At 73.2% G+C, this 25,879-nt stretch carries 28 protein-coding genes and 1 pseudogene; 7 read left to right on the forward strand and 22 right to left on the reverse strand.

From position 1 onward, the window contains the following. Positions 1 to 8: 8 nt before the first annotated feature. The 9 genes from KPF47_RS21850 to KPF47_RS21890 all read right to left on the reverse strand — a co-directional run bounded on the left by KPF47_RS21850 (position 9) and on the right by KPF47_RS21890 (position 4,948). On the reverse strand, positions 9 to 392 hold the full coding sequence (locus tag KPF47_RS21850; RefSeq protein ID WP_374108883.1) for a transposase: 384 nt from the start codon (positions 390 to 392) through the stop codon (positions 9 to 11). Next, on the reverse strand, positions 376 to 1,218 hold the full coding sequence (locus tag KPF47_RS21855) for an IS5 family transposase (protein ID WP_224386276.1): 843 nt from the start codon (positions 1,216 to 1,218) through the stop codon (positions 376 to 378). The genes KPF47_RS21850 and KPF47_RS21855 overlap by 17 nt, the downstream gene beginning before the upstream one ends. Before the next feature lie 140 nt (positions 1,219 to 1,358). Then, positions 1,359 to 2,201: an IS5 family transposase gene (locus KPF47_RS21860; protein ID WP_224386276.1), complete on the reverse strand. Its 843-nt coding sequence runs from the start codon at positions 2,199 to 2,201 to the stop codon at positions 1,359 to 1,361. A gap of 125 nt (positions 2,202 to 2,326) precedes the next feature. Further along, positions 2,327 to 2,497, reverse strand: coding sequence for a hypothetical protein (locus KPF47_RS21865; RefSeq protein WP_224388985.1), 171 nt, complete (start codon positions 2,495 to 2,497; stop codon positions 2,327 to 2,329). Then, on the reverse strand, positions 2,451 to 2,759 hold the full coding sequence (locus tag KPF47_RS21870) for a hypothetical protein (RefSeq protein ID WP_224390442.1): 309 nt from the start codon (positions 2,757 to 2,759) through the stop codon (positions 2,451 to 2,453). Before KPF47_RS21870 ends, KPF47_RS21865 begins: the two co-directional genes overlap by 47 nt. Next, positions 2,710 to 3,162, reverse strand: a complete 453-nt coding sequence (locus tag KPF47_RS21875; RefSeq protein WP_224387966.1) for an IS5 family transposase — start codon at positions 3,160 to 3,162, stop codon at positions 2,710 to 2,712. The genes KPF47_RS21870 and KPF47_RS21875 overlap by 50 nt, the downstream gene beginning before the upstream one ends. Before the next feature lie 47 nt (positions 3,163 to 3,209). Continuing rightward, positions 3,210 to 3,578 carry a hypothetical protein gene (locus KPF47_RS21880; RefSeq protein ID WP_224390697.1) on the reverse strand — a complete coding sequence of 123 codons (369 nt, stop codon included), beginning with the start codon at positions 3,576 to 3,578 and terminating at the stop codon, positions 3,210 to 3,212. Positions 3,579 to 3,627: 49 nt separating this feature from the next. Further along, positions 3,628 to 4,467 (reverse strand): Fpg/Nei family DNA glycosylase, encoded by an 840-nt coding sequence (locus tag KPF47_RS21885; RefSeq protein ID WP_224390698.1) that lies wholly within the window; start codon positions 4,465 to 4,467, stop codon positions 3,628 to 3,630. A gap of 28 nt (positions 4,468 to 4,495) precedes the next feature. After that, entirely contained in the window at positions 4,496 to 4,948 is a 453-nt protein-coding gene (locus KPF47_RS21890; RefSeq protein WP_224390699.1) for a DoxX family protein, read from the reverse strand. Between the two features lie 250 nt (positions 4,949 to 5,198). Here KPF47_RS21890 and KPF47_RS21895 point away from each other — a divergent pair, with 250 nt between their 5' ends. From KPF47_RS21895 to KPF47_RS21910, 4 genes are all read left to right on the forward strand, one after another. After that, positions 5,199 to 6,425 carry a threonine synthase gene (locus KPF47_RS21895; protein ID WP_224390700.1) on the forward strand — a complete coding sequence of 409 codons (1,227 nt, stop codon included), beginning with the start codon at positions 5,199 to 5,201 and terminating at the stop codon, positions 6,423 to 6,425. Further along, positions 6,422 to 7,987, forward strand: a complete 1,566-nt coding sequence (locus KPF47_RS21900; protein ID WP_224390701.1) for an AbgT family transporter — start codon at positions 6,422 to 6,424, stop codon at positions 7,985 to 7,987. The genes KPF47_RS21895 and KPF47_RS21900 overlap by 4 nt, the downstream gene beginning before the upstream one ends. A gap of 18 nt (positions 7,988 to 8,005) precedes the next feature. Beyond that, positions 8,006 to 8,488, forward strand: coding sequence for a hypothetical protein (locus tag KPF47_RS21905; RefSeq protein WP_224390702.1), 483 nt, complete (start codon positions 8,006 to 8,008; stop codon positions 8,486 to 8,488). Between the two features lie 75 nt (positions 8,489 to 8,563). Beyond that, complete coding sequence (locus KPF47_RS21910) at positions 8,564 to 9,502, forward strand: TauD/TfdA family dioxygenase (protein WP_224390703.1); 939 nt, start codon at positions 8,564 to 8,566, stop codon at positions 9,500 to 9,502. On the opposite strand, the gene KPF47_RS21915 is transcribed toward KPF47_RS21910, so the two are convergent. From KPF47_RS21915 to KPF47_RS21945, 7 genes and pseudogenes are all read right to left on the reverse strand, one after another. Next, positions 9,453 to 10,493, reverse strand: a complete 1,041-nt coding sequence (locus KPF47_RS21915; protein WP_224390704.1) for a D-alanine--D-alanine ligase — start codon at positions 10,491 to 10,493, stop codon at positions 9,453 to 9,455. The genes KPF47_RS21910 and KPF47_RS21915 overlap by 50 nt on opposite strands. A 3-nt stretch (positions 10,494 to 10,496) precedes the next feature. Further along, the gene (locus tag KPF47_RS21920; RefSeq protein ID WP_224390706.1) at positions 10,497 to 11,984 is read right to left on the reverse strand and encodes an ATP-grasp enzyme; all 1,488 of its coding nucleotides are present in this window, start codon (positions 11,982 to 11,984) and stop codon (positions 10,497 to 10,499) included. Continuing rightward, positions 11,981 to 12,757 (reverse strand): class I SAM-dependent methyltransferase, encoded by a 777-nt coding sequence (locus KPF47_RS21925; RefSeq protein ID WP_224390708.1) that lies wholly within the window; start codon positions 12,755 to 12,757, stop codon positions 11,981 to 11,983. Before KPF47_RS21925 ends, KPF47_RS21920 begins: the two co-directional genes overlap by 4 nt. Next, positions 12,754 to 13,982: pseudogene (locus KPF47_RS41025) on the reverse strand (sedoheptulose 7-phosphate cyclase). The gene KPF47_RS21925 and the pseudogene KPF47_RS41025 overlap by 4 nt, the downstream one beginning before the upstream one ends. A gap of 158 nt (positions 13,983 to 14,140) precedes the next feature. Next, positions 14,141 to 14,812: an HAD family phosphatase gene (locus KPF47_RS21935; protein ID WP_224390709.1), complete on the reverse strand. Its 672-nt coding sequence runs from the start codon at positions 14,810 to 14,812 to the stop codon at positions 14,141 to 14,143. 218 nt (positions 14,813 to 15,030) lie between these two features. Further along, positions 15,031 to 15,963 (reverse strand): TauD/TfdA family dioxygenase, encoded by a 933-nt coding sequence (locus tag KPF47_RS21940; protein ID WP_224390710.1) that lies wholly within the window; start codon positions 15,961 to 15,963, stop codon positions 15,031 to 15,033. Between the two features lie 68 nt (positions 15,964 to 16,031). Continuing rightward, positions 16,032 to 16,670 (reverse strand): hypothetical protein, encoded by a 639-nt coding sequence (locus tag KPF47_RS21945; RefSeq protein WP_224390711.1) that lies wholly within the window; start codon positions 16,668 to 16,670, stop codon positions 16,032 to 16,034. A 149-nt stretch (positions 16,671 to 16,819) separates the two neighbouring features. On the opposite strand from KPF47_RS21945, the gene KPF47_RS21950 reads away from it, so the two are divergent. Both KPF47_RS21950 and KPF47_RS21955 read left to right on the forward strand, forming a co-directional pair. Then, positions 16,820 to 18,802 (forward strand): M13 family metallopeptidase, encoded by a 1,983-nt coding sequence (locus KPF47_RS21950; protein WP_224390712.1) that lies wholly within the window; start codon positions 16,820 to 16,822, stop codon positions 18,800 to 18,802. 49 nt (positions 18,803 to 18,851) lie between these two features. After that, positions 18,852 to 19,070, forward strand: coding sequence for a DUF2945 domain-containing protein (locus KPF47_RS21955; protein WP_224390713.1), 219 nt, complete (start codon positions 18,852 to 18,854; stop codon positions 19,068 to 19,070). On the opposite strand, the gene KPF47_RS21960 is transcribed toward KPF47_RS21955, so the two are convergent. Together KPF47_RS21960 and KPF47_RS21965 are read right to left on the reverse strand one after the other, a co-directional pair. After that, positions 19,039 to 20,418, reverse strand: coding sequence for an amino acid permease (locus KPF47_RS21960; RefSeq protein WP_224390715.1), 1,380 nt, complete (start codon positions 20,416 to 20,418; stop codon positions 19,039 to 19,041). The two genes, KPF47_RS21955 and KPF47_RS21960, sit on opposite strands and share 32 nt — an antisense overlap. 126 nt (positions 20,419 to 20,544) lie before the next feature. Then, positions 20,545 to 21,075, reverse strand: coding sequence for a GNAT family N-acetyltransferase (locus KPF47_RS21965; protein ID WP_224390716.1), 531 nt, complete (start codon positions 21,073 to 21,075; stop codon positions 20,545 to 20,547). A gap of 26 nt (positions 21,076 to 21,101) precedes the next feature. Between KPF47_RS21965 and KPF47_RS21970 the strand changes: the two genes are divergently transcribed. Next, positions 21,102 to 22,427 (forward strand): MFS transporter, encoded by a 1,326-nt coding sequence (locus KPF47_RS21970; RefSeq protein ID WP_224390717.1) that lies wholly within the window; start codon positions 21,102 to 21,104, stop codon positions 22,425 to 22,427. A 7-nt stretch (positions 22,428 to 22,434) separates the two neighbouring features. On the opposite strand, the gene KPF47_RS21975 is transcribed toward KPF47_RS21970, so the two are convergent. The 4 genes from KPF47_RS21975 to KPF47_RS21990 form a co-directional block, all read right to left on the reverse strand. Continuing rightward, complete coding sequence (locus tag KPF47_RS21975) at positions 22,435 to 23,451, reverse strand: hypothetical protein (RefSeq protein WP_224390718.1); 1,017 nt, start codon at positions 23,449 to 23,451, stop codon at positions 22,435 to 22,437. Between the two features lie 97 nt (positions 23,452 to 23,548). Continuing rightward, positions 23,549 to 23,977, reverse strand: a complete 429-nt coding sequence (locus KPF47_RS21980) for a pyridoxamine 5'-phosphate oxidase family protein (RefSeq protein ID WP_224390719.1) — start codon at positions 23,975 to 23,977, stop codon at positions 23,549 to 23,551. Positions 23,978 to 23,994: 17 nt separating this feature from the next. Next, positions 23,995 to 24,390 carry a transglycosylase family protein gene (locus KPF47_RS21985; protein WP_224390720.1) on the reverse strand — a complete coding sequence of 132 codons (396 nt, stop codon included), beginning with the start codon at positions 24,388 to 24,390 and terminating at the stop codon, positions 23,995 to 23,997. Between the two features lie 199 nt (positions 24,391 to 24,589). Next, positions 24,590 to 25,810, reverse strand: a complete 1,221-nt coding sequence (locus tag KPF47_RS21990) for an MFS transporter (protein WP_224390721.1) — start codon at positions 25,808 to 25,810, stop codon at positions 24,590 to 24,592. Positions 25,811 to 25,879 lie beyond the last annotated feature (69 nt).

The following is a 25,879-nucleotide window of genomic DNA, read 5'->3' on the forward strand; positions in this document are numbered from 1 at the left end:
ACGGCAGGTCAGATAGCCGCTTGTCGTCTACAACAGACACGTCGACCTCGTTCTGAAATGACCTCTAAAGTGCGCAACCAGGTGACGATGGCCTTCAGTGCAACTCCGCCGCGGTAGGTCAGGGCGAGTTTGTCGTAGCGGGTCGCGAGGCCGCGCCACTGCTTGACCTCGCAGAACCCGCGTTCGACGACGTTGCGGCCGCGGTAGTCGACCCGGTCGAACGCCGGTGGTCGGCCGCCGCGTGTGCCGCGTCGTTTCCGGTGTCCCTGCTGGTCAGCCGGCTCCGGGATGACCGCGACGATCCGTCGTCCGCGCAGGTGGGCGCGGATGGCGCGTGAGGAGTAGGCCTTAGAGGTCGCGCGGATTGGTTGGTGATCATGGACGTCGTGCAGGTCGGGCGTTCCAGCGGTGTGTGGTCCAGGCCTGCCGAATCAAGCTACGGAGTGTGACGATCGTGTCGGCGAGGTCGAAGAACGCGTCGACGACGATTTCTCGTCGTTCGTAGCAGCGCTGCAGCCGGTTGAAGCTGTTGTGCCAAGCGTTGGTCCGCTCGACGTGCCAGCGGCGGGTGGCCTGGATCGGCGCTTTCTCACCCTTGTGCGCGATCTCGCCGTGCAGGCCTCGTTCGGCCAGCGTGTCGCGGGTCTTGCCGGAGTCATAGCCGGCGTCGAGGTGCACGGTGATGTCGTCGGGCAGCGGGCCGAGAGCATCGAGGCGGTCGAGGGTGGGGCCCAGTAGCGGGGAGTCGTGCCGGTTGGCTCCGGCCAGGACTCGGCCCAGCGGGATGCCGTATCCCTCGACGAGCACCGAACGTTTCATACCCTGTTTGCGCCGGTCCACCGGCGACGGACCGGCGACCTCGCCGCCGCCGGGGGCCTTGGTGATGGCGCCATCGACGGCGATGTCGTGCAGCAGCAGACCGACGATGCGGTCGTAGGCGTCCAGGACGATCCGACGCAGCTGGGCGAAGACCCCGAGCCTGATCCACTCGTCACGACGATCGCGGATGGTGGTCGCCGAGCAGGTGCTGTCAGCGATGCCCTCATACGAGCAGCCGAACCGCAGTACCTGCAGGAGCTTGTCGAACACGATCCGATCCGCGATCCGGCGGCGATGGCAGCCCAGCGGATGGGTGGGATCGAACTCGTCTCGATGAGGCAGCAGCGCGGTGAACTGGTCCCACAACGGCTCGGTCAGCCATGATGGCAGGGTGGGCACGCGGCCTCCAGACGATCACGAAGCGTAGATAACTTCATGATCGGCAGGCCCGTACCCGCCCTCGCCCCCAGACACTCGACCGCGGCCAAGCTGTGACCAATCCGCGCGACCTCTTAGAGGTCGCGCGGATTGGTTGGTGATCATGGACGTCGTGCAGGTCGGGCGTTCCAGCGGTGTGTGGTCCAGGCCTGCCGAATCAAGCTACGGAGTGTGACGATCGTGTCGGCGAGGTCGAAGAACGCGTCGACGACGATTTCTCGTCGTTCGTAGCAGCGCTGCAGCCGGTTGAAGCTGTTGTGCCAAGCGTTGGTCCGCTCGACGTGCCAGCGGCGGGTGGCCTGGATCGGCGCTTTCTCACCCTTGTGCGCGATCTCGCCGTGCAGGCCTCGTTCGGCCAGCGTGTCGCGGGTCTTGCCGGAGTCATAGCCGGCGTCGAGGTGCACGGTGATGTCGTCGGGCAGCGGGCCGAGAGCATCGAGGCGGTCGAGGGTGGGGCCCAGTAGCGGGGAGTCGTGCCGGTTGGCTCCGGCCAGGACTCGGCCCAGCGGGATGCCGTATCCCTCGACGAGCACCGAACGTTTCATACCCTGTTTGCGCCGGTCCACCGGCGACGGACCGGCGACCTCGCCGCCGCCGGGGGCCTTGGTGATGGCGCCATCGACGGCGATGTCGTGCAGCAGCAGACCGACGATGCGGTCGTAGGCGTCCAGGACGATCCGACGCAGCTGGGCGAAGACCCCGAGCCTGATCCACTCGTCACGACGATCGCGGATGGTGGTCGCCGAGCAGGTGCTGTCAGCGATGCCCTCATACGAGCAGCCGAACCGCAGTACCTGCAGGAGCTTGTCGAACACGATCCGATCCGCGATCCGGCGGCGATGGCAGCCCAGCGGATGGGTGGGATCGAACTCGTCTCGATGAGGCAGCAGCGCGGTGAACTGGTCCCACAACGGCTCGGTCAGCCATGATGGCAGGGTGGGCACGCGGCCTCCAGACGATCACGAAGCGTAGATAACTTCATGATCGGCAGGCCCGTACCCGCCCTCGCCCCCAGACACTCGACCGCGGCCAAGCTGTGACCAATCCGCGCGACCTCTTAGAGGTCGTTTCAGAACGACTTGTCGAGTTTCCATTGACCCCTCGACGACAGATCAAACGGCAGGTCAGATAGCCGCTTGTCGTCTACAACAGACACGTCGACCTCGTTCTGAAATGACCTCTTAGAGGTCGTTTCAGAACGACTTGTCGAGTTTCCATTGACCCCTCGACGACAGATCAAACGGCAGGTCAGATAGCCGCTTGTCGTCTACAACAGACACGTCGACCTCGTTCTGAAATGACCTCTTATCTGCGCGGACCCGCTCGGGCCGGGTCCGCGGTCGGCCCGGACCGACCCGTCCGACGCTCAGATGTGACATCAGGTGCGCGAACATCGGGGCGTCACCGGCCTGGCCAGGGCCGACCAGTACGACCAGCGGGCGGCCGTGTCCGTCAACGAGCTGGTGGATCTTCGTGCCGAGCCCTCCGCGGGAGCGGCCCAACGCGTGATCGGGCGGCTCGATCAGCAGATTCTTGTAGTTCGATCCGGCCCCCTGTGTCCCGCTGCAGGGTCGCGGCGTGTTGGTGAGCGCGGATGATCGTCGAGTCGACCGACACGGCCCAGTCCACGAGACCGGCGGAGTCGGCATCGGCGAGCAGAGCTGCGAGAACCTGGTCCCAGGTGCCGTCACCGCAGTAGCGGCGGTGGCGTTTCCATAGGGTCTGCCACAGCCCGAACTCGACCGGGACATCACGCCAGGCCAGCCCGCAGCGGAACCGGTAGATGATCCCCTCGATCACTCTGCGGTGATCGGCGAACGGGCGCCCTGGCATCCCGTCCGACGAGGGCAGTAACGGCTCGAGTCGGTCCCACTGGGCATCGGTCAGGACGGCACGGCGCGACACCTACTGATCATCGCGCAGGCCCGACCAGCCGGGTTAGGAGACGCGCCCTAGTACCCGATGGCGCTCGCGTAGTGGACCGCGCCGAACACCACGGCGGCGCCGACGACGAGCAGCGTGGTCAGCGCGAACGGCCACGCCGGGCGCCGCTCGACCAGGCGCAGCACGGTCATCGCGAGACCGGCCACCCCGGCGGCCGCGGCCACCACCAGCGACCCGCCGACCGACACGAGCACCGCCGAGGAGCTGCAGGTCTGCGGCGGGCAGTAGTCCAGGAACGCGAGGAGGAAGACCGCGCCGAACACGCCGAGCGCGACCAGCATCCCGGTCACGGCCAGGGCGACCCCGGACAGCGCGGCGGCCCAGCGGACGATCGGCCGACGTCCCGCTTCCGGACGCGCGGGACCGGTCGACAGCATGGGGTCAACGGTACCGCTACCGCCCGGTACAGGACAGATCGGACATCGATCACCACCGTTCGGGGAGCGGCCGGGCGGCCCGCCCCGCCTGGCACCCGGGGCACCAGAACAGGTTCCGCTTGCGGACCTCGGCGTGCGCGATCGGGCTGCCGCAGACCAGGCACGGCTGCCCGGTACGCCGGTAGGCGTAGACGACGCTGGCGCACACCGAGCCCCGGTCCGGCGGGGCCAGCAGGGCGGGGTCGTGCTCGGGGCGCAGCGTCTCGATGCGGCCGCGGCGCTCCCCGTCGCGCAGCATCTCCGACAGGTCCTCCCAGAGCAGGGAGAACGACCGGTCGTCGAGGTCGCGGGCGGGGGTCATCGGGTCGAGTCCGGTGCGGAACAGCGTCTCGGCGCGGAACACGTTGCCGATCCCGGCGACCACCGACTGGTCCATGAGCAGCACGGCGAGCGGGGCGCGCGAGCGGGCGAAGCGGTCCCGGACCCGTGTCGGGTCGGCGTCCTCGCGCAGCGGGTCCTCGCCGAGACGGGCCCGCAGGGCCGCGACGCCCACGTCGTCGAGCAGCTCGCAGGCGGCGGGCCCGCGCAGGTCGGCGTAGTGGGTCTCGCCGACGATCCGCATCCGGACCTGGCCGCGGGGCGGCTCCTCGGGCAGCCGCCGGTTCGCGAAGCGCCCCCAGAGCCCGAGGTGCACGTGCACCGTGGTGTCCGGCCCGTAGTGCTGGAACAGGTGCTTGCCGTGCGCCTCGACGCCGACGAGCACCCGCCCGTCGACGACCTCGGCACCGGTGGTGAAACGACGCTGCGGGCTGGTGACGGCCACCGGCCGTCCGGCGTAGCGGCGGCGCTGCAGCCGCGCCAGACGGTGCACGGTGTGTCCCTCGGGCATGCCGAGGGGTCCCCGTGCGGGGCGGGGTCTACTCCCCCGCCCCCGCGTGCGCCGCGTGCCGGGCGGGAGCGCGGCGGGCGGCGAGCAGTGCGTCGACCGACCAGCGGCCCGGACCGGCGGCGGCGAGGGCGAGCGCGACGGCGGCGATCACGCCGACGAGCTCCCAGCCGCCCGAGGAGACGAACGGGTTCACGCCGAGGTGGGCGAACAGGTAGGCCCCGGCCATCGCGACCACGACGGCCAGGCCCGCGACGGTCGTCGCGGCACCGGCGAGGAGCAGCACACCGCCTCCGAGCTCGACGGCGATCACGAACAGCGCGGACACCGTCGGCAGCGGGATGCCCATGCCGGCGAAGCCGTCGGCGACGCCGCCGACCCCACCGCCGAGCTTCTGCAGGCCGTGGGCGACGAGCACGGTACCGACGAGCAGCCGGACGAGCAGCAGGGCGGTGTCGGAGAGCGGCGCGGGGAGCGGTCGCATGCGTTCCTCTCGATTGTTGAACGTTCACGCTTGCGTCCGCGAGACTAGCAGGATGCCCGGAACGGCGTAGTCGTGTCCGCGGTCACCTCCCGTGGACCATCGCGGTCCGCTCGGGGAGGGGCTCGCGGCGGCGGCGGTCGGCCGTCGTGTCCTCCCGGTCCGGCGGCCCCCGGTCCGTGGTGCTCACCGCCGTACGCGCCGTCGTCGCCCCCGGGTTGCGCCGCGCCACGGCTCGGGATCGGGTGGGCGGGTGCCCGACTTCTCGACGCTGACCCACCTGGAGTGCTCCCGCACCGGCGACGTCCTCGACGCCGACACCGTGCAGGGCACCTCCCCCGCGGGGGCTCCGCTGCTCGCGCGCTACGACCTCGACCGGGCGCGCGCGCTCGTCACCCCCGCCGACATCGCCACCCGACCGCCGGACCTGTGGCGCTACCACGAGGTGCTGCCGGTGCGGGACCCCGCGCACGTGGTGACCATGGGCGAGGGCATGACCCCGCTGCTGCCGCTCCCCCGTGCCGGTGCCCGGCTCGGGCTGCCCGGGCTGCTCATGAAGGACGAGGGGCTCGTCCCGACCGGGGCGTTCAAGGCGCGCGGCGCCGCGGTCGGCGTCTCCCGGGCCGCCGAGCTGGGCGTGCGCGCCGTCGCCATGCCGACCAACGGCAACGCGGGCGCCGCCTGGGCCTGCTACGCCGCCCGCGCCGGGCTGGGGGCGCTGATCGCGATGCCGGTCGACGCCCCGGAGATCACCCGGCGCGAGGTCGTCGTCTCCGGTGGAGAGCTCTACCTGGTCGACGGACTGATCGGCGACGCCGGACGCCTGGTCGCCGACGCCGTCACCCGCCGCAACGCCGCCGGCGCGGGTTATCAGGACACCTCGACGCTGCGCGAGCCGTACCGCATCGAGGGCAAGAAGACAATGGGCTACGAGATCGTCGAGCAGCTCGGCTGGCGCTGCCCGGACGTCATCCTCTACCCCACCGGCGGCGGCGTCGGGATCATCGCGATCCACAAGGCGCTGCGTGAGATGCAGGAGCTGGGCTGGATCACCGGTCCGCTGCCGCGGCTGGTCGCGGTGCAGGCCACCGGCTGCGCCCCGATCGTCGATGCCTTCTCCGCGGGCCTGCGCGAGTCGACCCCGCCCGCCGACCCGCGCACGGTCGCCTTCGGCATCACCGTGCCCAAGGCGCTGGGTGACTTCCTGGTGCTCGACGCCGTGTACGACACCGGCGGGACCGCGGTCGCGGTGTCCGACGACGAGCTGCTCGCCGCCGAGCACGACCTGGCCCGCGACGAGGGCACCTGGATCTGCCCGGAGGGCGCGGCCTGCGTCGCCGCGGCCGGGCGGCTGCGCGAGTCGGGCTGGCTCGACGGCTCGGAGTCCGTGGTCGTCCTCAACACCGGCACCGGCCTGATCTACCCGGACACGGTCGTCGCCGACCCGCCGGTGCTGGCCACCGACGGGATGATCCCGTGACGACGGCCGGGTACCGGCCCGGACGGGTCGTCCGCGGGATCGAGCGGGTCGGCAACGCGGTCCCGCACCCGTTCTTCCTGTTCTGGATCCTGCTGCTCGGACTCGGTATCGGGTCGTCGGTGCTCGCCGCGAACGGGGCCACCGCCCAGCTGCCCGGGGCAGCCGAGGCGCAGCCGGTGCGCGACATCCTGTCGGTCGCGGGCCTGCAGGAGCTGCTCACCACGATGGTCGACAACTTCATCGGGTTCCCGCCGCTCGGCGTGGTGCTGACGATGCTGCTCGGCGTCGGGATCTGCGAGCGCACCGGGCTGCTGCGGACGCTGGTGAACGTCTCGCTGTCGCGTGTGTCGCGCCGGTTCATGCCCTACGCGGTGGTCTACCTGTGCGTGCAGGGCCACTTCATGGGCGACGCCGCCATGGTGATCCTCCCGCCGCTGGCCGCGCTGGCGTTCGCCTCGGTGGGGCGCCACCCGGTCGCCGGCGCGCTGGGCGCGTTCGCGGCGACGGCGGTCGGCTACGGCTCCGGGGTGATCGTCGGCGCGCTCGACGCCAACCTGTCGGCACTCACCGAGTCCGTGCTGCCGCCGGGGACTCCACCCGACATCGGCGTCAGCGTGCTGATGAACTACTGGATCCAGCTGGTGTCCTCGCTGGTGCTGCCCGCGGTGCTGGGCTGGATCCTGGTGCACCGCGTCGAGCCGGGGCTGCCGCCGGTGGACCCGCCGCCGCCCGGCACCGACGACGGGCCGGACCCCGCTGCCGGCGGGCCCCCGGCCGTCGAGACCCCCGACACGCGCGTCACGCCGCGCCAGCGACGCGCACTCCGTGTCAGCGGCGGCGCGCTCGCGGTCTGGCTGGCCTGCGCGCTCGCCGCCTGGCTGGTGCCCGGCGGGCCGCTGCGCGGGGAGGGCGGCGGGCTGATCGACTCGCCGTTCTTCGACGGCATCGTGCCGCTGCTGTTCGTGAGCTTCCTGGTCGCCGGGGTCGCCTACGGCGTCGCCTCGGGCGCGATCACCACCGCGTCCGACGTGCCGGAGATGATGGCCGAGTCGCTCCGGGGGATGCTCGGGTTCGTCGTCATCGCGTTCTCCGCGGGCCAGTTCATCGCGATGTTCACCTGGAGCCGGGTCGGGACCTGGCTCGCCGTCGAGGGCTCCGCCGGGCTGCGCGCGATCGGGCTGACCGGGCTCGGGGCGCTGCTGCTGGCGCTCGTGCTGTGCTCGGTGCTCGCGATGGTGATCTTCTCCGGGGCGTCGCTGTGGACGGTGCTGGCGCCGGTCCTGGTGCCGGTGTTCGTCGGCCTCGGGCTGCACCCCGCCGTCATCCAGGCCACCTACCGGATCGGCGACGCGATCACGAACCCGATCTCGCCGCTCAACCCGTACCTGTACGTGCTGCAGCTGACCTGCCGCCGCTACGACCGGAACTTCTCGCTCGGCATGGTGTTCTCCCGGATGGCGCAGTTCGTGCTGCCGGTGTTCGCGGTGTGGGTGCTCATCCTCTGCGCGTTCTACCTGCTCGGCGCGCCACTCGGACCGGGGACGACGATCCGCCTCGACTGAGTCGTTAGCCTCGTCGGCGTGCCCCGCCTGCGACCGTCGTCCGAGCCACCGCCCGCGCCGCTGTCCCGGTACTGGCGTGCCTACGTCGCCGAGTGCACCGACCAGGTGGAGCGTTTCCACCGGATCACCTCGGTCATCTCCGCGATGCAGGTGCGCACCTGGCTGACCGAGATCGGCAAGCGGCTGGACTCCGAGCTGGAGGCGGTCCAGCGGCTGGCCGCGGTCGGCGACTCGATCGAGCCGGCGCGGTTCCGGCTCACCGAGCCCCCGGCGAAGCGGATCGCCGCCCGGCTGAGCAAGGCGAAGGCGTCGCTGAAGCAGTCGGTCGACCAGGCCGCCGAGATCGCCGAGCAGGCGGTGCTGGACCCGACCCACGACGACGTCCGGGTGCACCTCAAGGTCCTCAACGAGCAGGTCGGACGGCTGGCGATCGCGGCCCCGATGGAGGACGAGCCCGCCGACCGGCCGCGCCGCCGCCGGTGGGGCCGCGCCGCGTCCTGATTCCGGGGCCGCCCACGACGTCGCGGTCTCCGCGCCCGGCGCGCGGGTGTCCGCCGGCGCCCGCACACTCGGGTGATGGACATCGAGGCCCTGCACCCGGTCGGTGCCCGCGTCACCGGGACGTCGCTGCCCGACCTCGCATTGGACGCGCTGGGGGCGCTGCTGGCCGAGCACGGCGTCGTCGTCCTGCCCGGTCAGGACGATGCCGACGACGAGGACTTCCTCGCCTTCCTGCGCGCGCTCGGCCCGCTCGCCTTCACCACCGGTGAGACACCGCTGGAGTCCCACCCGGACCTGAACGTGATCTCCAACGTCGGCCGCGACACCCCGCCGCGCAGCTCGTTCCACGTCGACACCAGCTACGTCGCGGCCCCGCCCGCCTACACCGCGCTGCGGGCGGTGACGGTGCCCGCACGGGGCGGGGCGACCCAGTTCTCCAACCAGTACCGCGCCTACGAGACGCTCCCGGAGGCGCTGCGGACCCGGCTGGCCGGGCGCAGCATCCGGCACGTGGTCACCGGGCTGTCCCCCGACGACGCGGGCACCGAGACCGAGGCCTGGCACCCGGTCTTCCGGCCGCACCCGCGCACCGGCCGGACCGCGCTCTACCTGTCGACCGCGGCCCGCTGCGCCGAGGTCAGCGGGATGGACGCCGAGGAGTCCGCGGCGACCGTGCGGGAGCTGATCGGGCACTCGACGCGACCGGACAACGTGCTCGACCACCGGTGGTCCCCGGGCGACGTGGTGGTCTGGGACAACGCCTGCGTGCTGCACCGGGCCGACCACTCCGGCGTCGTCGGGGGACCGGGTCATGCACCGCGGCATGGTGCGCGAGCACGTCGGGCCCCGCGCCGCCCGCTGAGTTCCCGTCGCACCCCGGACGCGGTCGCCGCACCCGCCGCGGAGGGTGCGCGGACCACCTCCGGGGTGCGACGGCGCGACCCACCGGCGGCGGGGAGCCGGATCAGCGGTCGGAGCCGGGTCCGGCGGTGGTGCGGGCGGCGGCGCGTGTGACGGCGTCGGCGAACAGGTCGGCGACACCGATCCCCGCGGCCTCGGCCATCGTCACGACCACCGAGGAGCGCGCGAACGAGCAGTACAGACCGGCCTCCAGGAACCAGGGGCGTCCGTCCGGGTCGATGCGGAAGTCGAACAGGCCGTAGTCCCGGCAGCCCAGTGCGCGGAACGCCGCGCGGGCGGCGTCCTGCACGGGGCCGGTGACCGGGTCGGCCGGATCCACGACCCACGACCGGGCGTCCTTGGCGACCAGCCGCAGGTCACCGGCGCCGGTCCGGGCGAGCTTGTCGTCGGCGAGCCGGACGGGCTTGTCGACCGCGTCCATCCGGTACTCCTCCAGCGGCAGACCGACCAGCTCGCCGCCGCGCTCGACCACGGCACACCGCACCTCGCGCCCGAGCGGCACGAACTCCTCGACCAGGGCGCGGTCGCCGTGGGCCAGCGCGTCCTTCAGTGCCACCTCGAACCCGTCCGGGTCGTGGACCAGGGTGACGCCGACGGAGTTGTCGGTGTCCACCGGCTTCACGACCGCGGGCGGGTGCACCGTCGGCACCTGCCCGGCGCGCACCGTCTCCCCCGCCGGGACGGCGACCCCGCCCTCGGCGACGACCGCGCGGGCCAGGGCCTTGTCCGCGCCCAGCGCCATCACCTCCGGGGTGTTGCCGACGTAGCCGATCCCGAGCAGCTCGAACAGCGCCCGGTGGTGGGTCATCCCGGGCCGGCAGAACATCTGCGGCACCATCACGTCCACCTCCGCCCGGGCGATCTCGGCGACCGCCTCGGGGAGGGTCCGCAGCGGCGCGGCGGCGATCTGCTCCGGGTCGAGCCCGGCCGGGAACCGCCAGCCGTCGGGCGTCACGTACGCGACGACGAACTCGTAGCGCGCCGGGTCGGCGGTCGCGGCGAGGCAGTCCGCGGCGTAGAGCCGGGACAGGTCGCAGAAGAACGCGTCGACACCGGAGCCGACGAGGTGCAGGACACGGAGCACGCCTCAGTCCCCCGCCGGTTCGACGAGCTTGCCGATGTTCACGTCGATCGTCACCCACGGCCGTCCGCGCAGCAGGTTGTCGAGCAGCAGGGAGGCGATCTGCAGGTGCGGGACCAGCAGGAACGGCAGCGGGTCGTGCACGTCGAGCAGCGCCTCCCGGCCCCGGACCACGATCCGCAGCCGCTCCCGCCACGATCCGGGGTCGCCGAGGAGCCTGCCCAGCTCGTGGTGCAGCCAGTAGGTCGGCCGCGTCCCCGGCGCCGGCAGCAGCGTGCGGTCGCCGGCGTCCAGGTAGGCCTCGGCGACGCCCGGCCGGTCGTGGAACAGGGTGATCGCCGAGTGGGTGCGCGGGTTGCACTCGATGGCCAGTACCCGGCCGTCGGGCGCCTCGATGAAGTCGAACGACAGCTGTCCGGTCACCCCCAGCTCACCGCAGAACTGCCGCACCCAGTCCTCGATCGCGGGGTGGTCGACGTGGTCGTAGTTGAGCAGGAAGCCCGACGACGGACAGCAGCAGTACAGGCGGACCTCGCCGTCTCGGACGGTGGCGTGGGTGCAGTACTCGGTGCCCTCGACGAACTCCTGCAGGATCCACGGGTTGTCCGGCGAGATCGGCAGCGTCGCGACGAACGCCGCGGTCTCGGCGCGGGTCGGGCGCGGGAGCCGGGTCAGGTCGCGGCGGCGCACCGGGTCGTAGCGCAGCGACTTGAGGATCCAGGTACTCCCCGGGGTGGCGGCGAAGTCGTGGACGACGACCTGCGCCGGGTCGGTGATGCGCCGCGCCGCGGGCACCGGCAGGCCGAACCCGGCGGCGGTCGCGGTGAAGCGGTGCTTGTCGTCGAGCATGGCGACCACGTCCGCGTCGGGGTGCAGGACCGCGCAGAACGGTTCGAGCAGCCGCTTGGCGTCGGCGTCGTACCAGCTCGCGACGGGGCTGCACACCGGCACGTACACGTCGGCGCCCTCGCGGCGGGCGATCTCGGCGAGTGCCAGGGCGTAGCCGGGTGCGTCCGGCGCCGGCACGACGTGGAACGCGTCGACCGCCCGGGAGAACCGGTGCCCGGTGAACCGGTACCGGGCCTGTTCGACGAGCACGACCCGGTGCCCGGCCCGGTGGAAGGCCCGGGCCAGCTCCAGGGCCTTGGTCATCTTCCCGCCGCTGAGCAGGACGGTCAGCGCACGGTCCGGACGCGCACGATCCGGACGCGCCCGCTCCCGGCGGCGGAACAGCCCGGCCAGCGCGGCGACGCCGATGACCGCGAGGTCGGCGGGTAGCGCTGCGGTGAGCAGGGCCAGGGTGCCCGCGGTGCGGGCCCGGGTGGCGACGGTGCCCGCGCGCGGGGTCCCGTCGCGGCCGGTGCCCAGGGCACGCCCGGCCAGCCCGGCGGCGGTGAGGGCGACGAGACCGGACACGAGCCGGGCCGGGGCCGGGCCCGACGAACGGGCCCGGCCCCGGCCGTGCTGACGCCGCGGCGCGGTGGTGCGGCTCATGCGGCGCGCCGGAGCAGGGTCAGCCCGTCGCACAGCGGCACCAGCACCTGCTCCAGCCGGGGGTCGTCGGTGACCCGGCGGTTGAACGCCGCGATCGCGTCACCGTTGGCCGTCCGCCCCCCGGTCCAGGGCAGGCCCTGCATCAGGGTGTTGTCCACGCAGACCACGCCATCCGGGGCGAGCAGGCCGCCGTCGAGGACGGCGTCGAGGTACCCGGCGTACCCGGCCTTGTCGGCGTCGACGAACACCAGGTCGAACGCGGTCCCCCGCAGCCGTTCCAGGGTGTCCGCGGCCGGGCCGACCTCGACCCGGATCCGGCGTCCCGCCGGGGACGCGGCGACGCAGTCCTGCGCGAACGCCGCCACGTCGGCGTCGAGCTCGCAGGCGACCAGCTCGCCGTCGTCGGGCAGGGCCTCGGCCATCGCGAGTGCCGAGTAACCCGTGAACATCCCGACCTCCAGCACCCGCCGGGCGCCGGTCATGCCGACGAGGAAGGCGAGGAACCGCCCCTCGACGTGCCCGGACAGCATCTCCTGCTCCAGCGACCCGGTCCACGCCGCGGACCGGGTGCGCCGCTCCAGCTCGACCAGTGCCGGCGAGGCCGGCGAGGTGTGCTCGTCGAGGTAGGGGTCCAGGCCCGCGGCCAGGTCCCGGGCCCGGACGAGGTCGGGGTCGGCGCCCGCCCCGGCCCGGGTCACGAGGTCGTCGAGCAGCCCGGCGAGGATCGTCGTCGGTGTGACGGGACGGGCGGGCCGGGTCGGTGCGCCGGTCACTTCAGCGACCACATGTCCACCCCGCCCGCCGCCGTCGGCAGGTCGGCGACGACCTCCTTGTGCGCGGCCAGGGCCGCGGTCAGCTCCGCGGGGGTGGCGTCGTTGACGAAGTGGCAGGTGCCGATCGGCTTCGGCACCGCCGCGCGCAGCAGCCCGGCGCGGGTCTGGGTGATCGACTCGGTGGCCTCGGCGAGCAGCTCCGGGGTGAGGTACGGGCTGTCGACGGTGAGCCCGAGCCCGCTGAACAGCCGGTGGACGCGGTCCCGCTCGCCGGTGGAGATGTAGCCGCGCCGCTCGGCGAGGGTCGCGGAGAACGCCATGTCGACGCTGATCGCGTGCCCGTGCAGCATCGGCGTCTCCGGCGCCAGCTCCAGGGTGGGGCTCCAGGTGTGGCCGAAGGCGATGACCCGGTCGAGGTCGAGCTCGTGCAGGTTGCGGTGCTCCAGCTCGAGCATGGTGCGGACGGCGTCGTAGGTGGCGCGGTGGGAGATCTCGCGCAGGTCCGGCGTGCCGTCCCGGTGCCCGAACCCGGTGGCCAGCAGGTCCTCGCCGTACTTCTCCAGCAGGTCGAACAGGTCGGCGTTCGCCACCGTCGCGATCTTGATCATCTCGGCGATGCCGTTGCGGACCTGGGCCGTGGGCAGCGTCGCCAGGAACGAGAAGTCCAGCAACACGTCGTGCGAGGCGTGGAAGGCACCGAGCCGGTTCTTGTGCTTCCCGTGGTTGACCGCGACCTTCATCGCGACGCTGGCGTCGATCAGCCCGATCAGCGTGGTGGGATGCGGATGTAGGGCGTGCCGCGCTTGTAGGACGCGCAGGCGAACCCGGCGACGTCGGTGGTCAGCCCGCCGCCGACGACGAGTGGCGGCTCGGTGCGGTTGAGCCCGAACTCGGCGAACGCGTCGACGATGCGCTCCAGGGTCCGCAGGCTCTTGGCGGTCTCGGCGATGGTCAGCGCGACGGTGGTCAGTGCGATGCCGTGGTGGTCGAAGTAGGCGCGGATGCGGTCGCCGTAGAGCTCGTGCACCGCCTCGTCGACGACCATGAGGCAGCGGCCGCGCTCCCGGTAGAGGTCCGCGACGTGCGGGTTCTCCGGGGCGAAGGCTCCGTCGACATAGGAGAGGGTGAACTCGATCCGCTCCCAGCTCTCGACCCGGAACGCGGTGTCGGTGGTGGTCAGCGTCGGGCTCGGCGGCACGGTCTGCACTGCCGGGGAACTGCTCATGTCCTCTGGTCTCCGATCAGGTCGATCCGGGGCGGGGCATGGGACTCGTGGGCACGCCCGGGCCGGGCCCGGTCGGTGACCGGGCCCGTCGGGGCCGTGCGGATGGGGTGCGCGGATGGGGTGCGCGGGAGGAGTGCGCGGGTGCGGTGCGCCGGGGGTCAGCGGGTGACGTCGGCGAGCAGCGCGCCGTCGTCGAGCGAGTCGACGCGCTCGGTCGCCTGCGAGAAGTCGTGACCCGCGGTGTTCGCGTTGGGGAAGGCGACGACGCGCACGCCGGCGCCGGTGGCCGAGGCGACGCCGCCGACGTTGTCCTCGATCGCGACGACGCTGTCGGCGCTCTCGCCCAGCGCGGCGATCGCGTGCGTGTACGCGGCCGGGTCGGGCTTGGGTGCGGACACGACCGCGCGGTCGACGAGCAGCGCGAAGTCCGTCCGCGTGACGTCCGGGCCGAGCGCGTCGAGGACGGCCTCGACGTTGTCGCGGGAGGTGGTCGTCACCAGGCCCACGGTGACGCCGCGGCCGTGCGCGGCCTTGATCGTCTCGCGGACGCCGGGGCGCGGGGTGGCGCCGGACTCGCGCAGCTTCTGCCGGAAGACCTCGGACTTCGTGGCGTGCACGGCGTCGGCGTCGGCGTCGACGGTCTCACCGGTGGCCGCGGCGTGCTCGGCGATGCGCTGCGCGCCGCCGTTGGACTCCAGCATCGCCAGGTAGTCCTCGCGGTCCCAGTGCCAGTCGAGGCCGTGCTGGGAGAAGGCCTCGTTGAACGCCTCGCGCTGGAGCTCGGAGGTGTCGACGAGGGTGCTGATGGAGCCGAACAGGATCGCGGGCACGGGGTGCTCCTTCGCGGTCGGGGCATGCCGGCGCACGCCCCGCCGCGGGTGGCGGCGGGGCGGGAATGCGCGTGTGGACGCTCGTGGGAGGCGCCGATCCTGCCGCGTGTGGACACGCCGGACCGACCGGTTCGCGGTGGCGGCCGCTCTCTCGACCGCCGCTCTCCCAGTATCGAGGGGCCCCCGTGTTCGGCAACTCGAACTCGGGCGGCCGGCCCTCAGAAGGGCCGGTCGCCCGCGATCGCGACGCGCTCGGCGACCCGCGTGTGCGGGTGGTAGTCGCCGACGGCGTAGTGCTGGGTGGCCCGGTTGTCCCAGAACGCGAGGGTGCCCTCGGACCAGCGGTAACGGACCTGGAACTCGGGCACGTGGGCCTGCGCGAACAGGTGCCGCAGCAGCGCGTCGGACTCCTCGGCCGGCAGCCCGACGATCGCCGTGGTGAACGACGCGTTCACGTACAGCGTGCGCCGCCCGGTCTCCGGGTGGGTCCGCACGACGGGGTGGGTCACCGGCGGGAACAGGTCCTGCACCGCGGCGAGCCGCTCCGGGTCCAGGAAGCGCGCGAACCCGGGCACCATGTCGTGCACGGCGGACGCGTCGTCGATGCGGGCCTTCACCTCGTCGTCGAGGTTGTCGTAGGCGACGGCCATGTCGGCCCACATCGTGTCCCCGCCGAACGGCGGCGTCTGCACCATCCGCAGCATGGCGCCCATCGCCGGCGCGGTGCGGAACGTGGTGTCGGCGTGCCAGATGTTCTCGTAGGTGCGCTTCCCGGTACCGAAGCGGACGACGTCGGCGGAGTCACCGGTGTCGAGCATCGGGTTGGTCTCCAGATCGCCCCAGAGCAGCGCCAGCTCGCGCTGTCGGTCGCTGGTGAGGTGCTGGCCGGGGAAGAACAGGACCTTCCACTCCAGCAGTGCCCGGTGCAGCTCGGCGCGCAGCTGCTCGTCGACCTGCTCGCGCAGGTCGATCCCGGTGATCTCGGCCCCCACGGTGCGCCCGAGCGGGGTGACGGTGAAGGCCTCGTACTGCGCGCCACATCGGTCCGCCCCGTCGCCGGGCAGGCGGGCCAGCAGGCGCTCACCCTCCAGGAGGTCGATGGCGGGCGTGGAGCCGGGACGGGTGACCGGCGCGTCGAGGTGGATCGTCACGTCCGCGATGGTGCGTGCGCCGTTCGGCGGTCGACAACCACGCGTCCACTGTGCGGTGACCTGTCCGGTCAACTTCGGCGTGCGCCGCCGCGGACCCAGTCGAGCGCGGCGTGCCCCGCGGGGGTCAGGGCGACGGTCAGCTCCCGGACCTCGGTGTCGGGCAGCGGGAACCGCGCCCCCTCCCGGGTGGACGCCCACACCGACGCGGCCAGGTCCACCGGACCGGCCGCCTGCACCAGGAGCGGCACCACCCGGCGGTACTCCGAGCGCACCAGCGCGTCCAGCGCGGTCGCGGCGACCGAGACGTCGAAGTCCACGTCGCCGGGGTCGGTGGAGTCGGCGAGATCCAGGCTGCGCCGTTCCGCGATGACCCCCAGCAGGACCGGGTGCAGGGAGGGATGGTCACCGAGCACCCGGTCGGGATCGACGTCCCACTCCCCGGGCACACCCAGGTCGAGGGCACGGGCGCAGAACTCGCGATGGAACATGTTCAGCGCCAGCAGCCGCAGCACCAGCTCACCGCGCTCGTACTCGGTGCCGGCGGCGGCCAGGCCGGACCGGGTCAGGATCGACCAGGCCCAGGCCGCCCAGTCGAGCTCCGAGCCGTCGTAGCAGAGGTCGAAGACGCCGGTCGCGACCTCGTGCAGGTCCCCGAGGACGTCGGCGGGGTCCGGGGATGCGTACAGCTCGTCCCACATGTCGGTCATCGGTGTCGGTTCTACACCGGTCCCGTGGTTGGACCGGGGGCCACCGGGTAGTCCCGCGCAGCACTCCCTCTTCCGCGACGGACCGGGCGGCGCGGGCGTGTCGCCGTCGGCTGCTCGAAACCGTCGTTCCCGACAGGCAGGATGGACCCATGACGACCACCGAGTCCGCCCCGACATCGCGACCGTCCGGTCTCGACCTCAGCTGGGTCGACCCGGACGTCCGCCCCCAGGACGACCTGTTCGCCCACGTGAACGGCCGGTGGCTGGCGACGCACGAGATCCCCGACGACCGGTCGCAGGACGGTGCGTTCCGTGTCCTGCGCGACCGGGCCGAGGACCAGGTCCGCGAGATCGTCGAACAGTGCGCCTCCTCGTCGGAACCCGGCACCGAGGCCCGCAAGATCGGCGACCTGTACCGCTCCTTCATGGACGTGGAGCGGGCCGAGGAGCTGGGCACCGCGCCGCTGCGCCCGCTGCTCGACGAGATCTACGCCGCCACCGACCGGGCCGCACTCGCCACCGTGCTCGGCCGGCGCCAGCGCGAGGGCCGGGCCGCACTGTTCGGCGAGTTCATCGCGACCGACCTCAAGGACTCCTCCCGCTACCTGGTGAACCTCAACCAGGCCGGGCTGGGGCTGCCCGACGAGTCGTACTACGGCGACGAGGGCGATCCCGAGATCCGGGCGAAGTACGTCGACCACCTGCAGCGCCTCGCCGAGCTGGTCGGGCTGGCCGAGCCGGGCCGCGTCGCCGAGCAGGTCATGGATCTGGAGACCGCACTCGCCGACGCGTCCTGGGACCGGGTCCTCAACCGCGACGCCGAGAAGACCTACACCCTGATGACCCGCGACGAGCTCCGCGCCGCCGCCCCCGGCTTCGACTGGGCCGAGTGGGAGTCCGCGCTGGGTGTGCCCGCGCACTCCTACGACGAGGTGATCGTCCGCCAGCCCAGCTTCGTCACCGCCGCCGGGGAACTGTGGGCCGGGCGTTCGCTGGAGCAGTGGCAGGCATGGCTGGCGCTGACCGTCGCCGGGTCGTGCGCGGAGTTCCTGTCCGCCGACCTGGTCGAGGCCGACTTCGACTTCTTCGGCCGCACCCTGTCCGGCACCCCCGAGCTGCGCGAGCGCTGGAAGCGCGGGGTGTCGCTGGTGGAGGGCGCACTCGGCGAGGCCGTCGCGAAGATCTACGTCGAGCGGCACTTCCCGCCGCACGCCAAGGAGCGGATCACCGAGCTGGTCGACAACATCGTCGAGGCCTACCGCCGGTCGATCTCGACGCTGGACTGGATGAGCCCGGCCACCCGGGAGCGGGCGCAGGACAAGCTCGGCAAGTTCACCCCGAAGGTCGGCTACCCGGAGACGTGGAAGGACTACTCCGACCTACAGATCGACCCGGCCGACCTGCTCGGCAACGCGGGCCGGGCGGCCGAGTGGCGCCACGACTTCGAGTACGCCAAGCTCGGCGGCCCGGTCGACCACGACGAGTGGCTGATGACCCCGCAGACGGTCAACGCCTACTACCACCCACGGCTCAACGAGATCGTGTTCCCGGCCGCGATCCTGCAGCCGCCGTTCTTCGACCCCGACGCCGACGACGCCGCCAACTACGGCGGCATCGGCGCGGTCATCGGGCACGAGATCGGCCACGGCTTCGACGACCAGGGCTCGCGCTACGACGGCGACGGCAACCTGACCGACTGGTGGGAGGCCGCCGACCGGACCGAGTTCGAGTCCCGCGCGCAGATGCTGATCGACCAGTACGACGGGCTGTCCCCCGCCGGGCTGCCCGACCACAAGGTCAACGGCTCGCTGACGGTCGGCGAGAACATCGGTGACCTGGGCGGCCTGACCATCGCGCTGAAGGCCTACGGGATCGCCTACGAGGGTTCCGAGCCGCCGGTGATCGACGGTCTGACCGGCGAGCAGCGGGTGCTGTTCGGCTGGGCGCAGGTGTGGCGGGCGGTGACCCGCGACGCCGAGGCGATCCGGCGGCTCACCACCGACCCGCACTCGCCGCCGGACCTGCGGTGCAACGCGGTCGTCACCAACCTGGACACCTTCCACGAGGCGTTCGGGGTGACCGAGGACGACGGTCTCTACACCGATCCGGACCGACGCGTCCGGATCTGGTGACGCACCCCCCGCGCCGGGTTGACCGGCCGGCGCGGGGGTATCCGTCCCAATGACGCAGAAGTTCGCCAAGGGCACGTGGGTCGCGTGGAACTGGGGCAACGGCACCCCGACCGGCAAGGTCGTGGACCACGCCACCGACCGGATCGAGAAGACGATCGACGGGAAGAAGCAGTCCCGCAACGGGACCGACGACAACCCCGCCTACGTCCTGGAGCAGGAGGACGGCCAGACCGTCCTCAAGCTCCACTCGGAGCTGAAGAAGGCGTGACCTTCCGGCGGCGGCGCCGCACCACCAGGTAGACCACGACGAGCAGGGCCAGGACCGGCACGCCCGCCTGCGCCGCCGTCGCGAACTGGGCGGTGAACGGCGTCGTCGCCAGCACCGCGGCGACGAACAGCATGGCCGCGACCGTCGTGTACGGGGCGCCCCACAGCCGTACCGGGGACGGCTCGCCCGCGGTGCTCCTGCGGAACGCGAGATGCGCGGCGAAGATCAGCAGCCAGGTCACCAGCGCGCCGAACAGCGCCAGCCCGACCAGCAGCGGGAACGCCGTGGCCTCGGCGAACACCGACACCAGCGACGCCAGCGCCAGCCCGGCCGCGGACAGCGCCAGCGCCCGCTGCGGGGCGCCGTGCCGGTTGACCCGGGCGAGCGACCGGGGTGCGTAGCCGTCGCGGGCCAGCGAGTGGGTCATCCGGGCGGTGACGTAGAGGTTCGTGTTCATCGCCGACAGCGCCGCGGTCAGCACCACGACGTTCATCACCGCGGCCGCCGCGGGCACCCCGGCCAGGGCGAACAGCCGCACGAACGGCGACTCGGTGACGTCGTCGCCGGTGCTCACGGTGTTCCACGGCAGCAGGGTCACCACCACCAGCATCGCGCCGACGTAGAAGACCGCCAGCCGCACGACGGTGCGCCGGGCGGCACGCGGGATGTCGCGCACCGGGTCGGACGACTCGGCCGCGGTGACGGCGACGGCCTCGGTGCCGAGGAACGAGAACGTCACCACGGTCAGCGCGAGCCAGATCGCGCCGAGCCCGTTCGGGGCGAACCCGCCGTGCCCGGTGAGCGCTCCGAGTCCGACCGGTGCCCGACCGGGCAGGCCGAACACGATCGTGACCAGGCCGACGGCGATGAACGCCACGATCGTCACGACCTTGACCATCGCGAACCAGTACTCGGTCTCGCCGAAGAGGCGGACCGCGCCCGCGTTGACCGCCAGCATGACCACCGAGAACCCGACGACCGGGACCCACAGCGGCAGGCCGGGGTACCAGAACCTCAGGTACAACCCGGCCGCGACGACCTCGCTGCCGATGTTCACGACCTGCGCCGCCCAGTACATCCAGCGCTGCACGAACCCGGCCCCGTGCCCGAGGTAGCGCTGGGTGATGGGCCCGAACCCGCCCGCCTCGGGGTGGCGGACCACCATCTCGGCCAGCGCGTAGGCCAGGATCAGCGCGACGACGGCGGCCACCACGTAGGCGACGATCACCGCGGGACCGGCGATGGAGATCGCGAGCCCGGAGCCGAGGAACAGCCCGGTCCCGATCGCGCCGCCGACGGCGATCATGCCGATCTGGCGCCCGTCGAGTTCCCGGCGCAGGCCGTCCATCGTGCTCCCCGTGCGGTACCGCTCCCCCGGCCCGGGGTCACGGGCGGGGCGCGCCGGCGCCCGGCCGGGCGGTCCGGGCCGGTGCACGGCGCAACGGGCGGTGATCCTCGCACGCGCCCGGCCGGGTCAGTCCCGGGGGCCGTCCGGCGGCACCGCGACCAGCGCCCGCCGGAACCAGGTGACGTCGCGCCACGCCCCGTGCTTCCAGCCGACCCCGCGGAACGTCCCGACCTCGGTGAACCCCGTCGCGCGGTGCAGGGCGCTGCTGGCCTCGTTCGGCTCGGCCATCCCGGCCACGGCGACGACCATGCCGCGCGCCGCGAGCTCGGTGAACAACGCCTCGTACAGGGCGCGGCCCACCCCGCGGCCGCGGGCCGCGTCGGCCAGGTAGATCGAGACCTCGCAGGTCCGGGCGTAGGCCGGGCGGGACTTCCAGGTGCTGCCGTAGGCGTAGCCGAGCACCTGGTCGCCGGGGTCCACGGCGACCAGCCAGGTGTGACGTTCCCGGGCGGCGGCGATCCGCTCGGCCATCTCCACCGGACCCGGTGGCTCGGTCTCGAAGGTGATCGCGGTGTCGCGGACGTAGGGGGCGTAGACGGCGGCGCAGGCGTCGGCGTCCTCGGCGGTCGCCGGGCGGATGACGGGTCGATCGGTCACGGGTCACAGCGAATCACGGTGCATCGGTGCCCGCCGCGGGTGAGGATCGTCGGGTGTTCCTGTCGATCGTGCTCGGACTGCTCTTCGGCCTCGCCGGCACCTCGACGTCGGGGGTGACTGTCGCGCTGCCGCTGCTCGCCGACGGGCTCGCCGTCGACACCGCGGCGGCGACCTGGATGGTGAGCGGGTACGCGGTGGCGCTGGCCGTCGCGACACCGGTGCACGGCCGCCTCGCCGACGCCGTCGGCATCCGGGTACCGCTGTGCGTCGGGGTGACCCTGCTCGGGCTGGGGGCGCTCGCGGCGGCCGCGGCGCCGACCTTCGGGGTCCTGATGGCCGCCCGGATCGTGCAGGGACTCGGCGCGGCGGCGGTCCCGGTGCTGGCCGCGGCGCTGCTGTCGGCCCGGACCCCGGCGGACCGGCGCGGCGGCGCGCTCGGGCGGCTGGCCGGGACCTCCGCCGCCCTGTCCGCGCTCGGGCCGCTGATCGGTGGGGCGCTGACGACCGTGGGCGGCTGGCGGGCGGCGGTCGCGCTCCCCGCGCTGGCGCTGCTCGCCGTGCCCTACCTGTGGCGGCACTCGGTGGTCCGCGGCGACGGCGCCCGGGTGGACCTGATCGGCGCAGTGGTCGTCGCGACGGCGGTGACCGGGCTGGTGCTGCTGGTGCAGTCGCCCAGCGCGGGTGCGGTCGCCGCCGTCGCCGGTGGGGTGCTGCTCGCGGTCGGCGTCCCGGTGACGGCACTGTGGGTACGGGCCCGTCCCGACGGTTTCCTGCCGCGCAGCGTGGTCGGCAACGCCACGGTGGTCCGCAGCTCGCTGTGCGCCTCGGCGGTGCCCGCCAGCTGGTTCGCGCTGCTGCTGGGCATCCCGCTGGAGCTCGCCGAGCGCGGCTGGAGCCCGCTGTCCACCGGGCTGGTGCTGGTGCCCTCGGCGGTGGTGGCCCTGACGTGCCCGGCGGCGTCGGCGTTCCTGCAGACCCGGATCGGACCGCGGCAGACGCTCACCCTGGCGTGCGCGACGACCGTCGTCGGGCTGCTGCTCGCCGTCGTCGGGGTGGCCGGCCACCAGCCGTGGGTGCTGGCGCTCGCACCGATGCTGGTGACGCTGGCGTTCGGCACCGGTCCGCCCGCGATGATCGCCTCGGTCGGCACCGCGGCGCCGCAGGACCGGCGCAGCGGGGCGATCGGGGTGGCGACGCTGTGCTTCCTCACCGGCGCGGGGATCGGGGCCGCGGCCATCGGCGGGTTCGCCGCCGTGATCGGGCTGAGCGCGGCACTCGCCCTGCTGCTGGTCCTGCCCGTCGCGGGGACCGCGGTGCAGCTCGCCGCGGGACGCCGGACCGGGACGGCCTGAGCGGGATCTACCCCCGCCGGAGCAGGGCACGGACCTCGTCGGTGTAGCGGTCGCGCAGCGCCGCGGTCCGTGCCGATCCGACCCGCCGCAGGTCGGCGCCGGGGGTCTCCCGGCCGACGACCTCGTCGAGCCACACCCGGAAGCAGCCGTGCAGCCCGCGGACCAGGCCGTCGAGCAGGCACGAGGCGGGGTCGAGCGGGTCCAGCACGGTCGAGACCGCCCGGTGCCCCGCCTCGGGGTGCGGTGGCGGCTCCGGGCAGACGATGAACCAGCCCTGGCGCGCCAGGACCGCCTCCTGCAGCAGGTCGAGGACCACCTCCTCCTCGCCGACCCCGGCCAGGGTGCACAGCACGTACCGGGCCACCGCGAGATCCTCGTGCCCGATCGCCTCGGCGAGCGCGACGACGTCGGGCACCGGGTGGCCAACCTGCTCCGCGACGAGCGCGGCGGAGGCCCGCAGCCAGCGCAGGGTGACGACGGCCGCCGCGTTCGGCTCGACCGACGTGACGATGGCGGGCGGGCCGAGCGGGTCCTCGTGCAGCAGGGAATGGGCGAGGACGAGCTGCTCGGCCGGGGCGTCGCACCGGGGATGGACGACGGCCTGCGCGGAGCGGCCGGTCAGGACACCGTCGTCGGCGTCGAGCACGGCGTCGGTCTCGGCGCGGACGTCGGCCGCCACCGCGTCGCGGAACGCCCGCCCCGGTGCCCGGGCCACGATCCGGCCCAGCAGGTGCGCGGTCTCGGTGCAGCCGTCCTCCATGACGCGGAGCAGGTCCCCGACCGGCTGGTTCGGGTGGCGCACCGCGGCGGCCAGCGCGGCCGGGTCGAGCTCGTGCGCGGCCTGGTCGGCGTAGGCGGCCCACAGGTGGGTCGACAGCGCGGTGAGTGCCTTCGCGGTGCGGCGGGCCAGGGAGTGGTCGAGCGTCCGGGGGACGCGGGCGGCCCGGTGGGCGACGGCGCCGTCGCCGGTGGGCCAGCAGGCCACGATCGTCGAGGCGACCGGGTCGTGGGCGTAGTTGGTCATGCGGCTTGGACGACGCCGGACGCGACGCGGTTCCGCCGGGCCCGGGGCCGGGCACCGGTGACCGCGCCCCTGATGGGTGCCTACCGGGCCGGCTGACTCAGTAGTTCCCGACCACCCGCTCCGGTGCCACGAGCACCGCGGCGCGCCGCTGCTCGGCCATCACCCGGTCGTACTCGGCCCAGTCGTCGTGGGTACCGCCGCAGGCCCCGAACACCGCACGCAGCAGCGCCGGGACGTCGACGCCGTCCCGTGGGTCGTCCGGCCCGATGATCTCCGAGGAGCCCTCCACGGCCGCCCACCGCCACCCGGCCCGCCAGTGCAGCGACGTCGCGGGTCGCGTGCGCAACGTCGTCAGCTTGACGGGGCCGTAGGTGACGTAGGCGGCCACCGGCGCACCGGTGACGGGGTGGTCGAGCACCCCCGCGTTGACCAGCGAGGTGTGCGGGCGGCCGTCGGCGCGTACGACCGCGACGGTGCACAGCCCGGAGTCCTCGGCGACGATCCGCCGTACCGCGTCCAGATCCATGCCGCCAGTGCGACCCGTCAGCGCCAGCCGAGCTTCTTGGTGCAGGCGGGCCAGGCCTTCCAGCCCTGCTCGTCCTGCACCTTCTTGGCGATCTCGATCTGCTGGGACTTCGTGGCCTGGTCGGCGCTCGGGGCGTACTGCCGGCCACCGAACTCCTTCCAGGTCGACGGCGTGAACTGCAGACCGCCCTTGAACCCGTTGCCGGTGTCGGCGTCCCAGTTGCCGGTGCTCTCGCAGTGCGCGAGCTTCTCCCAGGTCGCCGACCGCTCGACCGACGGCGCCGCCGACGAGGCCGACTCGGCCGCCGCGGCCGTCCCGACGACGCCCAGCGGGGCCGCCGCCACGGCGGCGAACGCGCTGACCCTGGCCACCTTCCGTCCGGTCTCGGTGGGCTTGCGGTGTCGTCCGGCCATCGTCGTTCCTCTACCTCGGGGAGCAGTTACCGCCCGGGCCGTGGTGCGGGGAGGACCCGGAGCGGCCGACACCGTAACCACGCCGGGACCATCGGTCACAACCCGTGACACCCGCCCGTCGGCGAGTAGGCGATGAGTGGTCGCCCGGCCGCGTTCACCGACGAACGGGGTAACGCATACCCGTCGGGCCGTCCGCCGATCAGCCGCTGCGGGTCGGCGCAGGGACCGGTTCACCCGCCGCGGGAACGGGGACGCGGAGCCCCAGCACGGCCGCCACGACGGCGAGCACCGCGACGACGCCGCCGTACACCAGCGCCGTGGGACGCAGCTCGCCCAGCGTCGCGGCGACGCCCGCGACCATCGCCGGCACCGAGAACGCCAGGTAGGCCAGGGTGTAGAGGGCCGCGAACAGCTCGCCGCGCTCGTGCGGGGCGGCGAGCGTGGACATCGTCCCGAACGTCGCGTAGGCGGCGGCCCCGAATCCCAGCCCGGCGACGACGGCGCCGAGGGCGGCGAGCACGAGCAGTCCGGTGAGCACCCCGGCCAGCGTGACGACGGTGCCCGCGGCGAGCAGACCCGCCGCCGGGACGAGCAGCGTCGACGGGACGCGACCGCGCAGTGCGAACGCCGTCACCGCACCGGTCCCGACGAGCGCGACGACGGTGAGCCCCCCGACCAGGTGGTCACGCACGCCGAACACCTGCGCGACGACCGACCCGCCGAGTGACAGGTACAGCCCACCGAGTGCCCAGCTCGCCAGCAGGATCGGCACGATCGCGACGAACCCGGCCCGCACGCGCGGCGGCACGCCCACCCGGGGGCGCAGCGACGCGAGCGCACCCGGCCTGCGGTCGATGGTCTCCGGGATCAGCGCGACCAGCGCGGCGGCGAGGACCAGGCCGGCCAGCAGCAGGGCCCAGACCAGGCGGGTCGGGGCGGGCGCGTACTCGACGAGCAGGCCGCAGCCCAGCGCACCGACCGCGAGCCCCGCGAGCGGCGCGGTGCCGTTCACCGCGCCGGCCCGGTCGGGCCGGTCACCGCGGGCGGCGAGGTCGACCAGGGTGGCCGGCAGCGTCGCCGTCGCCGCGCCGGTCGCGACGCCCTGGACGACGCGCGCGACCAGCAGCGAGCCGACGCCGTCGGCCAGCAGGAACAGCACCAGGGACACGACCTCCAGCGCGATGGCACCGAGCAGCACCGGCTTGCGTCCGATGTGGTCGGACAGCGACCCGGCGACGAGCAGCGCGGCGATCAGGGCGAGGACGTAGACCGCGAAGACCGCGGTCAAGGTGAACTCGCTGAACGCGAAGCTCTCCTGGTACACGACGTAGAGCGGCGACGGCGCCGACGACGCGGCGAGGAACCAGACGAACGTCGCTGCGACGGCGGCGAACGCCACCGGCGGGGACAGGCGGGGCACGGTGCTCCTCGGGTCGGACGGCCTTCTGAGCATCGCCAACGACCGGCCCGGGGCAGGCATTCCCCCCAC

It is taken from the genome of Pseudonocardia sp. ICBG1293 (genome assembly GCF_020131355.1).
Taxonomy (GTDB): domain Bacteria; phylum Actinomycetota; class Actinomycetes; order Mycobacteriales; family Pseudonocardiaceae; genus Pseudonocardia.

Bases quoted from the DNA above. Each gene is read 5' to 3' on its own strand.
- KPF47_RS21880 (WP_224390697.1), bottom strand. From the start codon at position 3,578: ATGCTGTCGACCGGTCCCGCGCGTCCGGAAGCGGGACGTCGGCCGATC.
- KPF47_RS21885 (WP_224390698.1), bottom strand. From the start codon at position 4,467: ATGCCCGAGGGACACACCGTGCACCGTCTGGCGCGGCTGCAGCGCCGC.
- KPF47_RS21890 (WP_224390699.1), bottom strand. From the start codon at position 4,948: ATGCGACCGCTCCCCGCGCCGCTCTCCGACACCGCCCTGCTGCTCGTC.
- KPF47_RS21910 (WP_224390703.1), top strand. From the start codon at position 8,564: ATGGACATCGAGGCCCTGCACCCGGTCGGTGCCCGCGTCACCGGGACG.
- KPF47_RS21920 (WP_224390706.1), bottom strand. From the start codon at position 11,984: ATGAGCCGCACCACCGCGCCGCGGCGTCAGCACGGCCGGGGCCGGGCC.
- KPF47_RS21945 (WP_224390711.1), bottom strand. From the start codon at position 16,670: ATGACCGACATGTGGGACGAGCTGTACGCATCCCCGGACCCCGCCGAC.
- KPF47_RS21950 (WP_224390712.1), top strand. From the start codon at position 16,820: ATGACGACCACCGAGTCCGCCCCGACATCGCGACCGTCCGGTCTCGAC.
- KPF47_RS21955 (WP_224390713.1), top strand. From the start codon at position 18,852: ATGACGCAGAAGTTCGCCAAGGGCACGTGGGTCGCGTGGAACTGGGGC.
- KPF47_RS21960 (WP_224390715.1), bottom strand. From the start codon at position 20,418: ATGGACGGCCTGCGCCGGGAACTCGACGGGCGCCAGATCGGCATGATC.
- KPF47_RS21975 (WP_224390718.1), bottom strand. From the start codon at position 23,451: ATGACCAACTACGCCCACGACCCGGTCGCCTCGACGATCGTGGCCTGC.
- KPF47_RS21980 (WP_224390719.1), bottom strand. From the start codon at position 23,977: ATGGATCTGGACGCGGTACGGCGGATCGTCGCCGAGGACTCCGGGCTG.
- KPF47_RS21985 (WP_224390720.1), bottom strand. From the start codon at position 24,390: ATGGCCGGACGACACCGCAAGCCCACCGAGACCGGACGGAAGGTGGCC.